Below are 16,776 nucleotides of genomic sequence, written 5' to 3'. Positions count from 1 at the left end.
ATATTATTGCGGCGGGGGCGGGGGGGGAAGAGAACTCTCGTCAATCGGAGGAGCCGTCCGATACGTCCGAACGCGCTGATACATCTCCTGATATTCTTGCAGAAGTTTCTCTTCGGTTTCGGTAAGATTTTTCTGCAATTCTTCCTCGCGCGTATAGTGTTTGTGGCGCAAAAGCCACACCAAAAAAAGCAAAAGAAGCAAAAGAAGACCAAGAAACAGATACGCCCATGTCCATCGGATAATCATGGCATAAACCCGAAAACCGTCTTTGGTAAACCGCTGTGGCTGGGGCGGCGTTAATTCAATTTTTTCCAGCGAATCGCGCGTGTTGCCTGCCCGGTCAAACGCACGTACCACCACCTGGTAGGTGCCCGGCTCAACAACCGGAAACGCAAAGGGGCTTGTTTCCTCGGTAAAGAACGAAACGGAACGACTCTCTTCCTCCCCGCTTAATTTGGCAATGCGCACTTCGTAATGGTCCATGCCGCTCGTTTCATCGGTAGTAAAAAACGTAACTAGCGGATGTTCAAGCGGGGTGAGCGGTCCTTTTGGAATTATGGAGAGTGTGTAAGCCGCGGGCAGTCCCCGATCAGTACGTATAAGGTAATGCGTCACGCCGCCCCACACATCACCGACATGGGAACGGATATGAAAATACCATATGCCGTCGAGAATGTTCGAGAATGTCGCAGAGGTATTTACGCCTTCGGAAATCTCGTCGGGAGTCTCGAATGGATCCTGGCTTAATGCGTAGCTGAACCCATCAACGCTCTCTCCGCTTTTCCAAAAAAATGCCGCATCGGTCTTTTTATACCACACATTCGGATCCGGTTGGGTTGGAGAAAACACCTCGGGTCCTTCGGGAGGGGGAATAACAATAGTAAACCGGGCAATGCCGCGGCTTTTTAGAATATTCGTGCCCTTGCCGTCGTTCGCAAGAACCTGGGATGTCACAATATACTCCAATTCCGCCTCCCCCGTGTCTCTTGCACGGAACGTCGCGGTAGAGATAACGCCGTTAGAAGTGATAATGCCGGGATTGGGCACCCCGCCGCGAAACGTAAGCGTGCCTTCGGTGTTCGAGTAGCTTGGGGGGGTGACCCAAATAGAGATAAACGACGTGCCAATAGAAGGACTTGCCACCTGTAATTTGTCTGGAGGGAATTTCACCTGCACTTCCAGGGCGTTTACCGCCGCTTCTCCCGTATTAAGCGTGAGCGACACATTAAAAGTGCTTCCCAAAAAAAATGTCCCGCTTGAGGGAGAAAATTGCAATGAAGCACCTTCGGCCGCCTGCGATGAGGAACCGAATAAAAACTGTGCGCTGATAACAGCGAGCACAAGAAAAATCTGGAGTAGTTTTTTTGAAGAGAATCTCATCGCTTATAGCTTTTAGCTTTTAGCTTTTAGCTTTTGGACCGAAATTCCCATAAACTATCAGCTAACAGCTATAAGCTGCTATTGCGGCGGGGGTGGGGGCGGCAAATCCTCTTTGGAAAGCGAGTAACCCTTAAGTACCCCTTCAATGTCCTGAACTTCCTTGGTTACCTGAAATTCAATGAACGCCAGATCCCTCAAAAGCTTTTCCCGTCTTGCCGTCTCCTCGGGCATAAGCGTACGCATGGCCTGTAGGGCATCTATGGTATGCAATTCTTCAATCACATCCCCGCGCAGGGTCTGAAAACCCGCGCGCACCGCATACTCGGCCTCCGTGACTTCCTTAAGGACTCTTTTGTGGAACTTCTTGATTTTTTTTCTGTAGTGGAGAAAGGCTATGAGAACGATAACCGATAACAGCGAAAGGACACTTCCTCCCATGCCATACGCGGAAGCATAGGTGAGCGTGTAGCTGCCGATGTGTATTACCGAGGAAAGGATCTCAAAAGCAACCTCCGCTTTTCTTTCCGAGACCGCGCCCTGTGCATTCTTCGACTGGGCCGTGATGCGCCACTGGCCCGCGCCCCGGAATTGCTTTCCCAGGAACGTCCAACTGCCGTCTGCGTCACTTGCGACCTCGCGGGTAACTCGCTGGGTGCCGTCAACACGTTCAATGGCAACGATAACGGTGATGTTCGGAATTGCTTTCCCTTCAAGAAATATGACCTCGTCCGATGAGATGGTTTTCGCGTATGCGGTAATGACGGGGGGTTCCAGCGTCCCGATAGTAAATTCCGCAAACGCCTCGCGATGGTTTTCTGCACGATCATACGCACGCACCCGCACCGCATGGATACCCCCTGAAAGCGTACCGAGCCCAACGGGATGTCCGGCTTCGGCGGGAGTTATTATGCGGGGCTCGGCGCTTCCCAGTCGAACTATGTAATGGTCAATGCCCGATGTGATGTCTTTGGTACCGAACTGGATTTCCGGCTCCGGATCAAAAATATCTCGTCCGCCCACTATATTCACATCGAAACTCTCCGGGAGTGTTGCGTCAATGTGCACTTCATAGTGCACCATGCTTCCCCATCCGCCTGCATTCTGGGAGCGAATATGGAAGAACCAGATGCCATCTTCAACATCAGAATACACTTTGGCGGTCAACGACCCTTCCGATACCGTATCGGGAACCGTCGAGGGATCGCGGTTAAACACATACGAAAAACTGTTGGCATCCGGATCCGATCTCCAATTGAATTCCGGATCGTTATTATTGCTCCAGAGCGTCGCATCGGGATGTTCAACGAGATTTACCGGATGAGTGGGAGAGGATATGAGCGGCGGAGAAGGAAGTGTGATAGGAACCTGGGAAGGAACCGGCGTTGGTTTCGGCTTTGGGACACCCGGAGAAAATGTCGCGCTCTGGCTTGCGGCAAGCACATTTGTGCCTTGCCCGTCATTTGCAAGGACTGAGCCGGATACATACCGGAGTGTCGTGCTTACAGATTTTTTGAGCCGCAGCGTTGCGGTAAAGATAAGACCCGAGGAACCGTTGAACCCGGGCGAGGGAACGCCGCCGCCAAAACTGATGGAGCCGGCAGTATTTGAAAAAACGGGTTCTTGCGTCCAGATGTTAAAAATGGACCCGGATTTTGAAATCGAGACGACTTCAAGCTCATCGGGTTCATATGCAAGATTGCCTTCTGCGGCATTAATAGAGACGCCACCGGAATTAAGTCTGAAGGAAACCGAAAAATTCACTCCAACGGCCGAGGTTCCGGTAGCCGGAGAAATAAAAAGAGTAGCTCCGGCGGCCTGCGCAGGCAGAAAAAGTATACGGGTAGAGAACCCAAGCAAACATATACCAATAAGCAGAATGGAACTTCTCGTAGATAACTTCATGCCTGCACAAATGTAAAAATCAAAAGTCAAAAATCAAAATTTTGGAATCTTGCGAAGATTTTACACATAAAACCTTCGCGCATCCATTATTTTGCATTGTTATTGCGGCGGGGGTAGTGGCGCGTCCGGAGCCTCGGAAGCCGGTTCTTCTATCTTCCCTTGCGGCACCTGGTACGAGTTTTGTTGAGGATTTTTATTCTCGAATTCGTGTGTGAAGTGCTCTCCGAACCGCAAATATTCTTTTTGCATCTCCTGGGAGAGCGAGGCAATATCGCGCGTGGTGCGCAAGCGTATCGCGCGGACATTGCGCAGAAGATACACGCCCCACAAGAAGAGCGCGATAAGCAAAAACCCAAAGAACATATAGACCACCTTGAAAGGAATAAAATAGTTTTTGAATTTAATGCCCTGATCGGAGAGTAACGCCACCGTCGGCGTAACGATATTCACGACCGCATCCCGGGTATTTCCCGCTTTATCGAACGAGCGCACCACCACCGTGTATTTTCCGGGAAAACTCACCGGAACTTTATAGGGACTTTCGGTTTCCACAAAAAACGGCGTTATGTCCTCTTCAATGCCGCTTGTTTCATCCGTTCGAATGACCTTGACGGCGTAGTGGTCTACCCCTGCGTGCGCATCTTTGGTTTCAAAAAACACTATCGGCGGCGCGCCCAGTTGCGGCGCATACTCAATTCGCGGAGTAAACGGGAGGGGTGGAGTTGAATCGATCCGTACGGGAAGATGCGTTACGCCGCTCCACGCGCCGTCCTTGTAAACTCGAATATGAAAGTATTGGATACCGTCTTTCACATCGGAGTACGCTTTCACCAGGTCTCCAGTAAGCACTTCCGGCAGAGGAATGTCTTCCGAGTTCTCGTTCAGCGAGAAACTGTAGCCGCCGCCCCCCTCTGTCGGCTGCCAGGTAAAAAGCGGGGCGTTATTTTGATACCATCGGTTCGGATCCGGGTTTGTGGGCGAAGAAACATTCGGACCTTCCGGAGGACGAACGCGAATGGTGAAAACCGCACTCCCCCGGGAACCCAGAATATCGGTCCCCTTGCCGTCGTGCATAAGGACCTTTGACGTCTTTAAAATGGAAAGAGCGGCATCTCCCGGGGCTACCGCACGAAAGGTCACGGTGGTAATAAGCCCGTTTGATGTGTTGATGCCTCCGGGCGCAATTCCGCCGGCAAGCGCCAGCGTTCCATCTTTATTGGAGAATGTCGGCGGGAAAAACCATGTTTGAATGAACGACGTGCCGCCTGCGGGCTTGATAATCTGTAGAATGTCCGGCGGATAGGTCATCTGTACCTCAACCGCATTTATTTGGCTTCCATGGGTATCAAGAAATATGGATACTTCGAAAGTGCTTCCTACCAGATATGCGCCGTATGCCGGTGCCAAAGACAACGAGGCACTTTCCGCCCCCCGGGCCGGAATTGCTGATTTTAAAACCCCTACAATAAGCAAAAAAGAGAAAAATAAACGCAAAAAAGGCATAATACTATTGTACCATGACCAATTTAAGAGGGTTATGGAGAAGTGGCCTCCCTTTTAAAGCTTGCTTCTCTTTCTGCGATATCGCCAAATCCATCCAGCAATAAGCAGGGCCGCTAAAACAACTACCCCCCCAATAATCTCATAGAGGGTCATGGGTTCCTTTCCGGGCTTTGGGGGATAGGAAACAAGAATTTCCCGCTGATTTCCGGCTTTATCCAAAACCCGTACCTTTATTGGCGCGTCAGTTTCTTGGCCGAGAAGTTTGTGCGGAGAGATAGCACGCTCCGTCCAGTCGCCCGACACCTCCCAAACATCATACCGGTCTGTGCCGCTCAAAGTATCACTCCCGGAAAATGACACGAAAAATTTTCCTTCATACAAGGAAGGGTCCGAGCCGATTTGGGCAGAGAGCGCGTTCGGCGGCGTGGTATCGATTTGCGCGCGAAATGTTCTTGTGCGGCTCCATCGGACCACGTCAGGCTCTTTAACGCCTTCCCGCAGATGGAAATAGTACACTCCTTCCGTAAGGCCTTCGTATTTTAAAGATCCGTCAAAGCGAAGTTCGCCCTGCGGAGTATCCGCAAGCGTGTCCGGAACGCTACGCGAATCATGGTCAAGCACATAACTGTATAATGCTTCTTTCGCAGGAATCCAGGACACGACAAGCGTTGTTCCCTTGTACCATTTCGATTGATTTTCATGGGATGAGGAGGAAATGCGGGGAACGTCCGTAAGAGCCGGCGTGACCTTCGCAGATGTTTCAAGCACCTCCAGTTCGTCCTTCGTCCCCCGCCCGTCATTGAGCAGAATTTGAGAAGCTCTGTCCCAACCCAGCATGGATTCTCCAACGGCACGCGCCTGCAGGGTGATTTTTGCGATAAGCCCGGAAGTGAAAGACGCCCCCAAAGGAATTCCTCCCATAAAACGCACCGTTCCGTTGGCATTATCGATAAGCGGCTCTGTTATCCAGAGCGTGATCGCCGAGTCGCCACGGGAAACGTCAGCCACCTCAAATGCTTGCGGAGAAAAATGCATCAGTGCGTCAATGGCATTGATGGAGTTCCCCTCGGTATCAAGTCTTGCCTCCACCACTATACTCTCTCCTTCCTCAACCTCTATCCCGTCCTGCGGATTGAAAAACAGCGCGGAAGCATTAGCGACGCCTGCGACCAACAACCAACAACCAACAACCAACAACAGGATATTAATAAGATGTTTTAGGTATGACCGCATACTAGTTTTTTCCATCCATGCCACGGATTTTTTATTTTTCAAATAGAAAATTTATTCACCTCTGGGCAAGCGGTTGTTTTCTTTGAGCGGATTAGCGGCGGATGAGTTAAAGCCATCAAAGCCGAGCCGTAGTATTGCGCTGTCTGACGAGCCGGGGGCGAGGAGTTCGCAATACTACGTTGCGAGGCTTTGTTTGGTTTTCTCATCCGGAGCGTTAAGCGAAAAGAATGCAACCGCTTGCCCGCGCCTACCGGGTCCACTGGAACATCATAATACTGAAATCAACTAGGTTCACAATACCATCTTTATTGATATCGGCGCAGGGATTCTGGGGATTCCGCGACTGCCACCAGAAGAGCAAAATGGAAAAATCAACAAGGTTCACCTTTCCGTCGTTATTCAGATCCGCCCCATGACATACGGGCCCCGTAGGAGTGGGAAGCGGCACGCCTTTGGGGAAAATGCGAAAAAGCCGCGTTTCCGAAAAAGTGCTCTGATCCCCATCCGGCGCTTGCGTCTTTGCGCGCGTCGAGTGGTCTCCAATGCCGAGATTTTGCAAAGAATAGGCGAGCAACCATAGGCCGTCTGCGTCAGACGAGACGCGCTCTAAAATTTCATGCGAGGAATTAAATACGACATTGACATTGCTTTTTGGGAACGCATATCCATCAATTTCAAGCGTCTCATCCGGGTAAAAGATGTCGCGGTTGGTGATGATGGTCGGCGGAATAAAAATACCGCTGACCATGTTCGTCAGATCTTTAATGACATTGATGGTGAACGAGAGGGTAAGCGATTTACGCCCTTTTGCATCTTCCGCAAATACGCCGAATGTATAAATTCCGGGCTGTATCCCTTTGAGTTTTATCTCAAACATGCCGTCTTCCCCCGCGCTGACGGTTGAAACGACCTGGCTATTTTTGAGCCCCGTAACAAATGCCCGCGGATAGGCCTTGCCGGCAAGCGTTACCGCTGTCTCGCCCGCAGGAGGCAAGATGGTCCCTCCTCCTCCCCCTCCTCCCGGAGCGGGAGTCGGCGTTGGCGCGGGCGTAGGCGTGGGAGTTAACGAGGGACCCGGAACCGTTGCACTCACTGCAGAGCCTTCGCCAATGGCAACAACGATGCCAGAAATCACTACATTTTGCTGGAATGTTCCGGATATGTTCGCGAATTTTGTTCCTGCGCTTGCAGGATTGGTCATCCAGCTCGTTCCTTGTTCCTGGAACGTCGCATTGGATCCGATGCGTATGATAACGACGGTGCTCGTTACCACATACACTCCCGGAGCGGTCGGAGCCGTCAAGGTCAACGCCGTTCCCGATACTGCAAAGCCCCATGCCGTTGCAGTTGCGGCACAGCTGGAAAGATGCGAGGCGGAGTTAAAACCGAATTCAACGGACGTTGAGGCGTCAACGTCTCCGCAGTCAATGTCCGCCAGCCCCGAAAAATCAGGGAAATCTATCGTGAGCGTCTCTCCCGCGGCGATATCATCCTGTACGACAAAGGTCAGCGTATGGTTCGATGTTGCGGATATATTTGAGTTGGAAAGCTCGTCGCCACGGCTTGAGACCTGTGCGCCCTGAACAATGAGCGTTCGTCCAAAATAAAAAGAAAAGAACGCGCTCATTCCAATTACAACAACAAGCGCGTTCTTCCATTGAGAACGTAGGTTCTTTCCCTTGTTATTAAGATAAAAAATAGGACTCGCCATGGTCCTTCCTACTTACCAAAGCCCGCCATAAAAGATGCGGCGGTCTTCCGATAGTACTTCGGGGCATCGGATGCGTGTCAAACATCGGAAGAGGGGCTGTGGCGGGCAGGCTTAGTGTACCTCGCGGCTTGATTACGAACTAGGGGAAAATTTGCACAAGAGAGTCGGTAATGCCACGTATCTGCTTCGCTTTGCAGGCAAAGCGGAAGCTATAACGAAGCATGTTCCCCTTTAAACAATATGTTGAAGGCCGCACGGAAGCGTTTCCGCGTTTTGATAAGCACCACAAGAAGCACGATAAGTCCTCCGAGAACTTCAAGCGCAATTTTCCACGGGAAGACCCAAAATGTCGTGACCGCCGAAATAGGCGTGTTTGAAATCCCAAAACTTCCCACGAGCGTCGCGGTAAATTTTCCAATAGGATAGCGCTTATCCCACATGACCTCTATTTTTCTCGTATTGCCCGGCAAAACTCTTTTCGGAGAGAGCGGAACATCCGCAACCTTGTTCCCAAAAAAATCCGCGATGGTGACAAAGCCCATCGGCATCACATGCACCGAACCGATATTCTCAAAACGCACCAGGAACGATATGGGACCCTGCTGGGAAAAAGACGGTACGGAAAATTCACGGATAAATAACTCCTCGCGGATGGATCCGGAGACGGAAAGAAGCACCAGTGAGCCAACTTTTTGCGATATAGCAGACCCCGTTACGTCCGTAGAGCCCTTGATGGTCGCAAGAATCGTAGCATAATGCCCCCCCGGCTCGCCGTCCTGGGGCACCGAGACGGTAAAATCAACCACTTGGGTTTTTCCGGGCTCCAGGGTAAAACGCATGGGATTCGTTGAAACCCATCGCTCCATGGAAAGGGTTTCATCCACATCGGGCCCCACGATAACTTCTCCTCCTTCTCCCGCGGCCGTGAAATCCTGCACTTCCATTTCAAAAATAAGAGAGCCTCCGGTTGGATTGGTAACCAGTAATTTATTTGAAACCATCTCTCCGGGGTCGGCCGTAAGTTCAAAGGTAAGGGGTGAAATCGTAATTCCTGACGACTGCGCCAACGCAAAAATGGGCATGCTCATGCCCACAAAAAAAGAAGATAGCCACAAAAATAGTTTTTGCATAATTTAGCTCACACCCCCACACTAATTGTCTGTTTGCGACGCGAAGCGTCACAAGTAACACTCTCGAAGAACAAAGTATTCACTAAAAAACTAGACTTCGTAACAAACCTATAGACATCCTATAGGCAGACGATTAGTGTGGGGGCACAAAAACTGCAAAATTATCATACCACACCAAAAACTCCCCTTACAAGGGGAGTTTATACACAACTTTTGCAATAGTTTGTGGGAATGCGCCGAGGTCTAAAATATAGGCGTTGCAATGTAATTAACGATATTCGTGTATGTTCCTGCGGCCTGGGTACCCGGAATTATCAGGCGATACTTTGCTTTTATTTGAATCTCTCCCCATGGAGCAACCGAGGTGGTGGAAAACCGCGTTGAGGAGACAAATCCTGCGCTCTCGTTGGCAAAGGGAGTAAAGTTAGCACCATTAGCATAGTTTGGACTTGATGCTGAACAAGATGAGGATGTATTGGTGGAACTCTTACAGCTCACGCCAAGCCCCGGGGCATTACTAGTCCAGGTGTCCTCTATATATGGCGTACAATTCGGGGTACCATCGCATACGGTATCAGGAATAATCGCGTCACCAGTGGTTTTCAGGGAGTTATTTGAACGCTGGCTTACAGTATAGCCTCCCGCCGCATTGGTGGAAACCGCAAGACGTTGGCATCCTTGATATACATTACCTGAAGTGATTGCTCCAAAAGGAACCGAGGTTGCCGTGGTGGTAACAAGCGTAATGGTCTCGCTGTCATCATCGTCGGTTGTTCCCGGAATCGAATTACAAGAAGCCATGTTATTAATGTTTCCCGCAGGACCCTGACCGGGAAGCCCAAAAATGTTGAAAGTAAGCGTCTCGGCTACCGTTGCCGACACTTCAACGCCGCTCAAAATAGCAACAAGCATATCGCCGGTCCCTCCAAATGTGCCGCCAACACGCATCTTCTTGGTTCCTACGGCCGTAGGATTGGTAATAACCTCGTTCCCCGTGTCTTGAAACGTTGCGTTAAGGCCAACGCGAACATTCACAATGGTGCTGGTCACCACATGCGTCTGCACCGCTGTTGGCGTGTAAAACGTAAGGGTATCCGCCGAAGAATCAATGAAAAGGCCCCAGGTCGTCGCTGACCCCGGGCAACTTGTCCGTGTCGTGCGGCTGCCGCCATTTGCATTATCAGAAATACTGGCTGATGTGCCGGGTATTGCGCCAAAAGCAAGGTCCACATCTCCGCAATCAATTCCGGTTAAATCAAAGCCGCTTGCGTCAGGATCAATAGTGATCACGATGGTATCCGACGCGCTTTTGCTATCTGCCCCGTTCCATCCAACAGTATCCAGGCTGTTTTCTATCGTGAAAACGAACGTGTGATTGGACGTTACAGCGGTGGGTTGCACAAAGCTAAACGAGGCTCCGGAGTTATTGAGCGTATCGCTACGGCTTGAAACCTGTGCCGCCTGTGACCTGTCTACAAAGGAAAAATAGAAACCGAACATGCTAATGGCCAAAACCAAAGCAAACACTTTGAAAGAATACCGTTTTATGATTTTCGCCATAGAAGTACTTTTAAGGCGGATAAGAATCGCTTTCTATATAATACCACGAATAACAAAAGGAATGTAAGGGGTAGAGCTGTGGATAACACGAACAGCCTTGGAAATGCCCAGAACGTGATGACGGAAGGCCCCGGAGAGGCCACATAATCGGAATTGGCGTCAAGGACAAGACGGGCCGTGTAGCGGCCGGGAAGAAACCCTCTTTGCAAGAAATCGGGAATGAAGCCCAGGGACGGGAAACGGGGCGTTCTTGTAAACGATATCGCGTACGCGCGCAAAGCTTCCGGCAGAACCGCCCCATCGGGAAACGGAACGCGCCCTATCTCGCTCCCTAAAATGTTAGAGATGGAAACGTGTCCTGTAGGACGGGCCAGATACCGCCCTTCATTGAAAAGCCGCGCGGTGAATGTGAGAGGACTTCCTTCAATAAAAGCCAACGATATGCGATCTAGTTTCAGGGTCTGGACGAGTGAGGCGCCGAATGGCCTGAACTGCACTATTTGGCTCTCCGGAATGGAGAAATCCTTTACCGTAAGCTGGCCTTTTTCCGCAAGCGCCTCTCCCGGCCGGGACACCACGTCAACAAAAAAGAGCGCGCCTATTCCCGGAAGAAGCTGGGCGCTGTTTTTTGCTTCGGTCAATTCGGGGAACTTCGATTGAAAAACCGCCGCTATCGTATAGGTGCCGAAAGCCGCATCGGCTGGAACGGTGAGCGTGTAGGGAACCGGGCGGAACTCTCCTGGTCCAAGCAATAAGAAGGGATTCGACAGCACGAGCCACGTATCGGGATTGTCTCCGGAGGCAAAGCCCAATGAATCGCGAAACACCACGGAACCCAACTCATCCGAAATGCCGAAGAACTCCGCCTTTACCGCAAGAGGCAGAGGTACGGAACTTTTATTTACGATCTCGAAAACGCCCCGATAAGTTTCTCCGCGCCGGAGAGTGGTGAATGTTTTTACGGGAGAAACGGAAAAGCCGGGAGACTGGGCATGCGCGCCACGCCCAAAAAAAGAAGCAAATAGCAAATAACAAATAACAAATAGTAGGGAACTGAATTTTAATCTTCCCCGTTCCATTTTTTGATCATTGGCAGTATGGTATCGATGCATTTGAGAATTTTTGAATCAGCCCGTAGTATACCATTTTGAGACTGGCAGCCGCAAAGTTTGCTATTTGAGCGACCTTTTTTATTATTAGGGCATGGACCTCGACAACAAAAAGGAGCGTTGGTATACTCTGGGAGTGGAAGAGTAAGAATCCCAATAGAGTTGTGGAAAGAAAATGAACAAAGCCTTCAAAAACTTCTTGACGGTCGTTATAGCACTGCTCGCCATCTCGAGTATTTTTGCGTTCATGCGCCCCGCGGATAAACAGGAGAAAATCGCCTTCAACACGCTTGTTGCGCAGATCAAGGAAGAAAAAGTAGAAAAGATATCGGTTGAGGGCAACGATCTGCATATCGTTCTCAAAGACGGTAAAAAAGAGACTTCCCGGAAGGAAAATGAGAGTTCTCTGGCCGAAATATTAAAAACCTACGGCGTAGAACCGGAGAAGCTTTCGGGAGTGAATATCGAGGTAAAGGACCCTTCCGGGTTTCTCTATTGGCTTTCTGCGCTCCTGCCCATCATACTCCCCTTCCTATTCATAGGGCTTTTGTTCTGGTTCATGATACGGCAGGCTTCTCGCGGCAACATGCAAGCCTTTTCTTTCGGCAAGTCGCAGGCGCGCATGATAGACCCAAACGATAAAAAAGCACGCACCACCTTCGCAGATGTTGCGGGGCTTAAGGAGGCAAAGGAAGAGCTTCAGGAAATAGTTGAGTTTTTGAAACATCCCAAGAAATTCCTTGAGATGGGAGCGAAGATACCCAAAGGAGTACTTTTGATGGGCGCTCCCGGAACCGGAAAGACGCTGCTTGCCAAAGCCGCGGCCGGAGAAGCGAGCGTCCCATTTTTCAATATGTCCGGATCAGAATTCGTGGAGCTTTTTGTAGGCGTTGGGGCAAGCCGCGTGCGCGACCTTTTCAAAGAAGCTAAAAAACATGCTCCGGCGATTATGTTCATTGATGAAATCGATGCCGTGGGAAGGCATCGCGGAGCGGGGCTTGGCGGAGGACACGACGAGCGCGAGCAGACGCTTAACCAGATCTTGGTGGAGATGGATGGGTTTGACACCGATACCAACGTCATCGTGATAGCGGCGACCAACCGGCCGGATATTCTCGACCCAGCTCTTTTGCGCCCGGGAAGGTTTGACCGTTCGGTCACGCTTGATGAACCGGATATCGCCGACCGCGAAGAAATTCTCAAAATCCACATTAAGGGCAAACCGCTTGTTAAGGATGTGAATTTGCGCTCGGTAGCGGAGCGCACGCCGGGATTTTCGGGAGCGGATCTTGCCAACCTCATGAATGAGGCGGCAATTCTCACGGTGCGCAGGGATAAAAAAATAATCGGGCAAGAAGAGCTGTTCGAATCCATCGAAAAGGTCATGCTCGGACCCGAGCGCAAAAGCAGGATCATCTCGCCCAAAGAAAAAGAAATCACGGCTTACCACGAAGCTGGACACGCCTTGGTTGCTGCCTCTTTGCCGGAGGCAGACCCCGTGCACAAAATTTCCATCATATCGAGGGGCCGGGCAGGAGGATACACGCTGAAGCTTCCTATTGAGGACCGACACCTTCACTCCAAAAAGGAGTTTCTCGCCGACCTTGCGGTTCTGCTGGGAGGACACGTCGCGGAAAAAACGGTTTTCGGAGACATTACCACCGGCGCCTCCAACGATCTGGAAAAAGCAAGCGGCCTTGCACGCAAACTTGTAATGCGATTCGGCATGTCGGAGAAGCTGGGCCCCATGACGTTCGGAGAACAGCAGGAGCTTATCTTTTTGGGCAAAGAAATCTCGACGGAGAGAAACTATTCCGATGACATTGCCCGTGTTATCGACCAGGAAGTTTCGCGCTTTATCACCGATGCGCAAAAAACTGCGGAGCGTATTATAACGACGCGCCGGGACAAACTTGACCGCATTGCCAAGGAGCTAATGGAAAAAGAGACGATAGAGCGCGATGTGTTTGAGAAGTTGATGAAGGAGTAAGTTTTATTGTGCATTCCGCACGCTTGTTTCATAAAGACGCGGTCGCCTCACTCCAGCGGGCAGGCGCCGCTCCGCTCTCGGCTTTGCGCTCCCGCCAAGGCGGGAACCGTGCACGCAAAGCCTCCGAGAGGCTTTCTGAAACAACATACTCCATGCACAATAAAACTTAACGAGAAAGAATAACGCATCGCGCGGGGAAAAAAGTGTGTACGTTGGAGTATGGCGTCTGCCCATTTTGAATGGGACCCCAGCCGCCATATTTTATTTTGGAAGATTTTTTGATTTTTTGAGAAAAATATCGTACGATGGGCCTATCATGCGCCCGTAGCTCAATGGTGGGGGGCGCGATTATAATCGGCGGCAAGGAGTGGAGTGAAGGGCTTTTGGGTGCATAGCTCAGTCGGTTAGAGCACGGCTCTTATAAAGCCGGGGTCGATGGTTCGAATCCATCTGCACCCACAGATAGCAAAAACGCTTCCCTTGAGGAGGCGTTTTTGCTATCTTGTGCTCGTGGATGGATTCGAAGGGATGTCCGGGGGACATCCCGGGGTTTTGCGGAGGCGGGCGAAACGTAAACGTCTTTACGTTTCGCGGGCAGATGCGTTGTTTCGGTAGAATGATTGTCTGCCCAGGGGGAACGAGCCAAGCACAAAACCGAATCCAACTTCACCCACAAAAAAACATTGAAGGCTTATCTATTTCCGGACTAACATCGGCCAGAAAAGCTGTTTTTATCTTATCCACTTCCAAAAAGCGGATTTTTTGGCTATGCTTCCTTATAGGAATTAGTCGATTACGGATTACGAATTTCGGACACGCATCATGCGCAATACGTAATTCGCAATGACATAATTCTCCTACTTGCTATGTCTAAACAAAAAACTATCGTGTTTATCGAAGATGAGCCGCACCTGCAAGAGGAGCTCACGGCAGCATTGGTTGAAGAGGGGTACACCGTTAAAAACGCATATGACGGAGAAGCGGGATTAGCCCTTATCATGAAAGAAAATCCTGACCTCGTACTCCTTGACCTTATCTTGCCGAAAAAAGACGGATTCGAGATTTTGGAAGCCATAAAGGCAAATCCCGCCACTAAACATATTTCGGTCATAGTGCTCTCGAATCTCGAGACGGTGGAAAACGTTGATCGCGCGGTGTCTCTTGGCGCAACCGCGTACCTTGTGAAGCCGAACTATGAAATTGCGCACATCACCGAGAAAATAAAGAACGTGTTGGGAAATTCCTGACATATAATTTCTAATGTCTAACTCCTAATCTCTAATGGCAAAGCCTTGATTAGATATTAGATATTGGATATTAGAGATTCTTTGCAGTGAGGGTTGACCCAAAACAATTGAAAGCGTTCATGCTTGATGGGGCCTTGGCAAGCGTCGAGAATCTCGAAAAAGCAGAGCAGGAGACCGAACGCACCAAAAAGAAATTCCGAGACGTTCTTCTGGACCTCGGAATTATTTCTAAAGAAAAGCTTGTTAAACTCGAAGCGTATATTTTAGGTATTCCCTTCGTAGACCTTACGCGCGAAAACATCCCCCTTGAAATTCTCCAGATCATTCCCGAACCCATTGCCCGCAAACATAGCATCATCGCCTTCAAAAAGAAGGATAAGGAGCTGCACGTTGCGATGCTTGACCCGGAAGATCTGCAAACCATTGAATTCATCCGCAAGAAATCGAACCTCGCCATACTCCCGAGGCTCACCAATGCCGAATCCATAAAGCACATTCTCACCCAGTACCAACGCTCGCTCTCCGCGGAGTTCGGCGACATTATCGACAAAGAATCCAAAGCGGTTCACGTCATAAAAGAAAAGGCGGGGGGCGAGGAAGAAGCCGGCGATCTGCGGAAGATTGCGGAAGATCTTCCCATCGTGCGTATTGTGGACACCCTCATTAAACACGCCATCCTGCAAAGCGCATCCGACATCCACGTTGAACCGTATGAGCATGAGGTTATTGTCCGTTACCGCATCGATGGAATTTTGCACGACACGATGACGCTTCCCAAACAAGTGCATGCGGGGCTTGTGGCGCGCATCAAGGTGCTCTCAAACTTGCGCCTTGATGAACATCGCCTGCCGCAAGACGGACGCTTTAAGATTGAGAGCGAAGATTACAAAGTATCGTTCCGCGTCTCCATTTTGCCGGTGTACGACGGAGAAAAGATCGTAATGCGTCTCCTGCCCGAAGACTCGAAAGGTTATACGCTGGAAAATCTGGGATTCCACGGAGTTGCGCTTGAAGTTCTGCACCGAAACATCCAGCGCCCACATGGAATGCTTCTGGTCACGGGTCCTACCGGATCGGGAAAGACAACAACGCTTTACACCATTCTCGACATTCTCAACACGCCCGATGTGAACATCTCAACCATCGAAGACCCCATCGAATACCGCATGCCACGCATCAATCAGACACAAGTAAGATCGGATATCGGTCTTACCTTTGGCTCGGGCCTGCGCTCGCTCGTTCGCCAGGACCCCGATATCATCATGGTTGGGGAGATCCGCGACCAGGAAACTGCCGATATGGCCGTGAACGCCTCGCTCACGGGGCACCTTGTACTCTCAACGCTCCACACCAATAGCGCTTCCGGAGCCCTTCCCCGTCTCATCGATATGAAAGTGGAGCCGTTCCTTATCTCTTCCACCGTAAACGTCATCGTCGGACAGCGGCTGGTGAGAAAGCTCTGGCGTGACAGCGCTGAAAAATATAAGCTCACCGGCGCGGAACTTACAAACCTCAAGAAACTTGCCGATTTCGACAGAATTCTGGAACTTATGAAGCGGGAGAAAATCGTGCCTCAAAAAGCAACTTGGGAGACTATCGAACTTTTCCGGCCGAAACCCGCTCCCGAATCTCCCGACGGCTACAAAGGCAGAGTTGGCATCTACGAGGTGCTGGATGTGACGGAGGATGTGCGGATGCTGATAGAAAAGAACGCCAATGCCGATGAAATAGACCGATTTGCGCGCGAGAAACTGGGTATGGTTTCTATGATCGAAGATGGGTTCATTAAGGCCGTGCAGGGGGTGACATCGCTCGAGGAAGTGCTACGGGCGACGCAGGAATAATCTGCAACTCGTTTGGGTTGTCGCAATTCTTTCACCAAGGGAGGAGCGCGTTTCAACCCTCCCCAAGTTAAAGGATTGATCCCTCCCTTGAGCTTCAGAATTGCGACAACCCGCACTCGGCAAATTATTCCTGAAAAAAATAAAAAGTGTTAGTTGGAGTTCCGTCG

General features: G+C 50.5%; 11 protein-coding genes and 1 tRNA gene. 4 read left to right on the top strand and 8 right to left on the bottom strand.

Annotated features, from left to right (window positions below; translation table 11 throughout):
* Positions 1 to 3: 3 nt before the first annotated feature.
* The 8 genes from Q7S09_05055 to Q7S09_05020 form a co-directional block, all read right to left on the bottom strand.
* Positions 4 to 1,380, bottom strand: coding sequence for a cohesin domain-containing protein (locus tag Q7S09_05055; GenBank protein MDO8558520.1), 1,377 nt, complete (start codon positions 1,378 to 1,380; stop codon positions 4 to 6).
* Between the two features lie 78 nt (positions 1,381 to 1,458).
* Positions 1,459 to 3,282: a cohesin domain-containing protein gene (locus Q7S09_05050; protein ID MDO8558519.1), complete on the bottom strand. Its 1,824-nt coding sequence runs from the start codon at positions 3,280 to 3,282 to the stop codon at positions 1,459 to 1,461.
* A 99-nt stretch (positions 3,283 to 3,381) separates the two neighbouring features.
* On the bottom strand, positions 3,382 to 4,785 hold the full coding sequence (locus tag Q7S09_05045; protein MDO8558518.1) for a cohesin domain-containing protein: 1,404 nt from the start codon (positions 4,783 to 4,785) through the stop codon (positions 3,382 to 3,384).
* Positions 4,786 to 4,839: 54 nt separating this feature from the next.
* Complete coding sequence (locus tag Q7S09_05040; protein MDO8558517.1) at positions 4,840 to 6,060, bottom strand: hypothetical protein; 1,221 nt, start codon at positions 6,058 to 6,060, stop codon at positions 4,840 to 4,842.
* Positions 6,061 to 6,265: 205 nt separating this feature from the next.
* Positions 6,266 to 7,729: a hypothetical protein gene (locus Q7S09_05035; GenBank protein ID MDO8558516.1), complete on the bottom strand. Its 1,464-nt coding sequence runs from the start codon at positions 7,727 to 7,729 to the stop codon at positions 6,266 to 6,268.
* A gap of 209 nt (positions 7,730 to 7,938) precedes the next feature.
* Positions 7,939 to 8,859: a hypothetical protein gene (locus tag Q7S09_05030; GenBank protein MDO8558515.1), complete on the bottom strand. Its 921-nt coding sequence runs from the start codon at positions 8,857 to 8,859 to the stop codon at positions 7,939 to 7,941.
* Positions 8,860 to 9,102: 243 nt separating this feature from the next.
* A complete protein-coding gene (locus Q7S09_05025; GenBank protein ID MDO8558514.1) occupies positions 9,103 to 10,419 on the bottom strand; it encodes a hypothetical protein in 1,317 nt (438 codons plus the stop codon).
* Positions 10,404 to 11,531: a hypothetical protein gene (locus Q7S09_05020; protein MDO8558513.1), complete on the bottom strand. Its 1,128-nt coding sequence runs from the start codon at positions 11,529 to 11,531 to the stop codon at positions 10,404 to 10,406. Before Q7S09_05020 ends, Q7S09_05025 begins: the two co-directional genes overlap by 16 nt.
* A 172-nt stretch (positions 11,532 to 11,703) precedes the next feature.
* Between Q7S09_05020 and ftsH the strand changes: the two genes are divergently transcribed.
* The 4 genes from ftsH to Q7S09_05000 all read left to right on the top strand — a co-directional run bounded on the left by ftsH (position 11,704) and on the right by Q7S09_05000 (position 16,609).
* The gene (gene ftsH, locus Q7S09_05015) at positions 11,704 to 13,518 is read left to right on the top strand and encodes an ATP-dependent zinc metalloprotease FtsH (protein ID MDO8558512.1); all 1,815 of its coding nucleotides are present in this window, start codon (positions 11,704 to 11,706) and stop codon (positions 13,516 to 13,518) included.
* A 385-nt stretch (positions 13,519 to 13,903) separates the two neighbouring features.
* Positions 13,904 to 13,977: transfer RNA gene (locus Q7S09_05010), tRNA-Ile, on the top strand.
* Between the two features lie 407 nt (positions 13,978 to 14,384).
* Entirely contained in the window at positions 14,385 to 14,765 is a 381-nt protein-coding gene (locus Q7S09_05005; protein MDO8558511.1) for a response regulator, read from the top strand.
* A gap of 86 nt (positions 14,766 to 14,851) precedes the next feature.
* Positions 14,852 to 16,609 carry a GspE/PulE family protein gene (locus Q7S09_05000; GenBank protein ID MDO8558510.1) on the top strand — a complete coding sequence of 586 codons (1,758 nt, stop codon included), beginning with the start codon at positions 14,852 to 14,854 and terminating at the stop codon, positions 16,607 to 16,609.
* The last annotated feature ends 167 nt before the right edge of the window (positions 16,610 to 16,776 follow it).

It is taken from the genome of bacterium (genome assembly GCA_030649025.1).
GTDB lineage: Bacteria > Patescibacteriota > Minisyncoccia > JAUYLV01 > JAUYLV01 > JAUSGO01.
The sequence above is the reverse complement of the archived record's forward strand: the minus strand, read 5'-3'. Positions and strand labels throughout refer to the sequence as shown.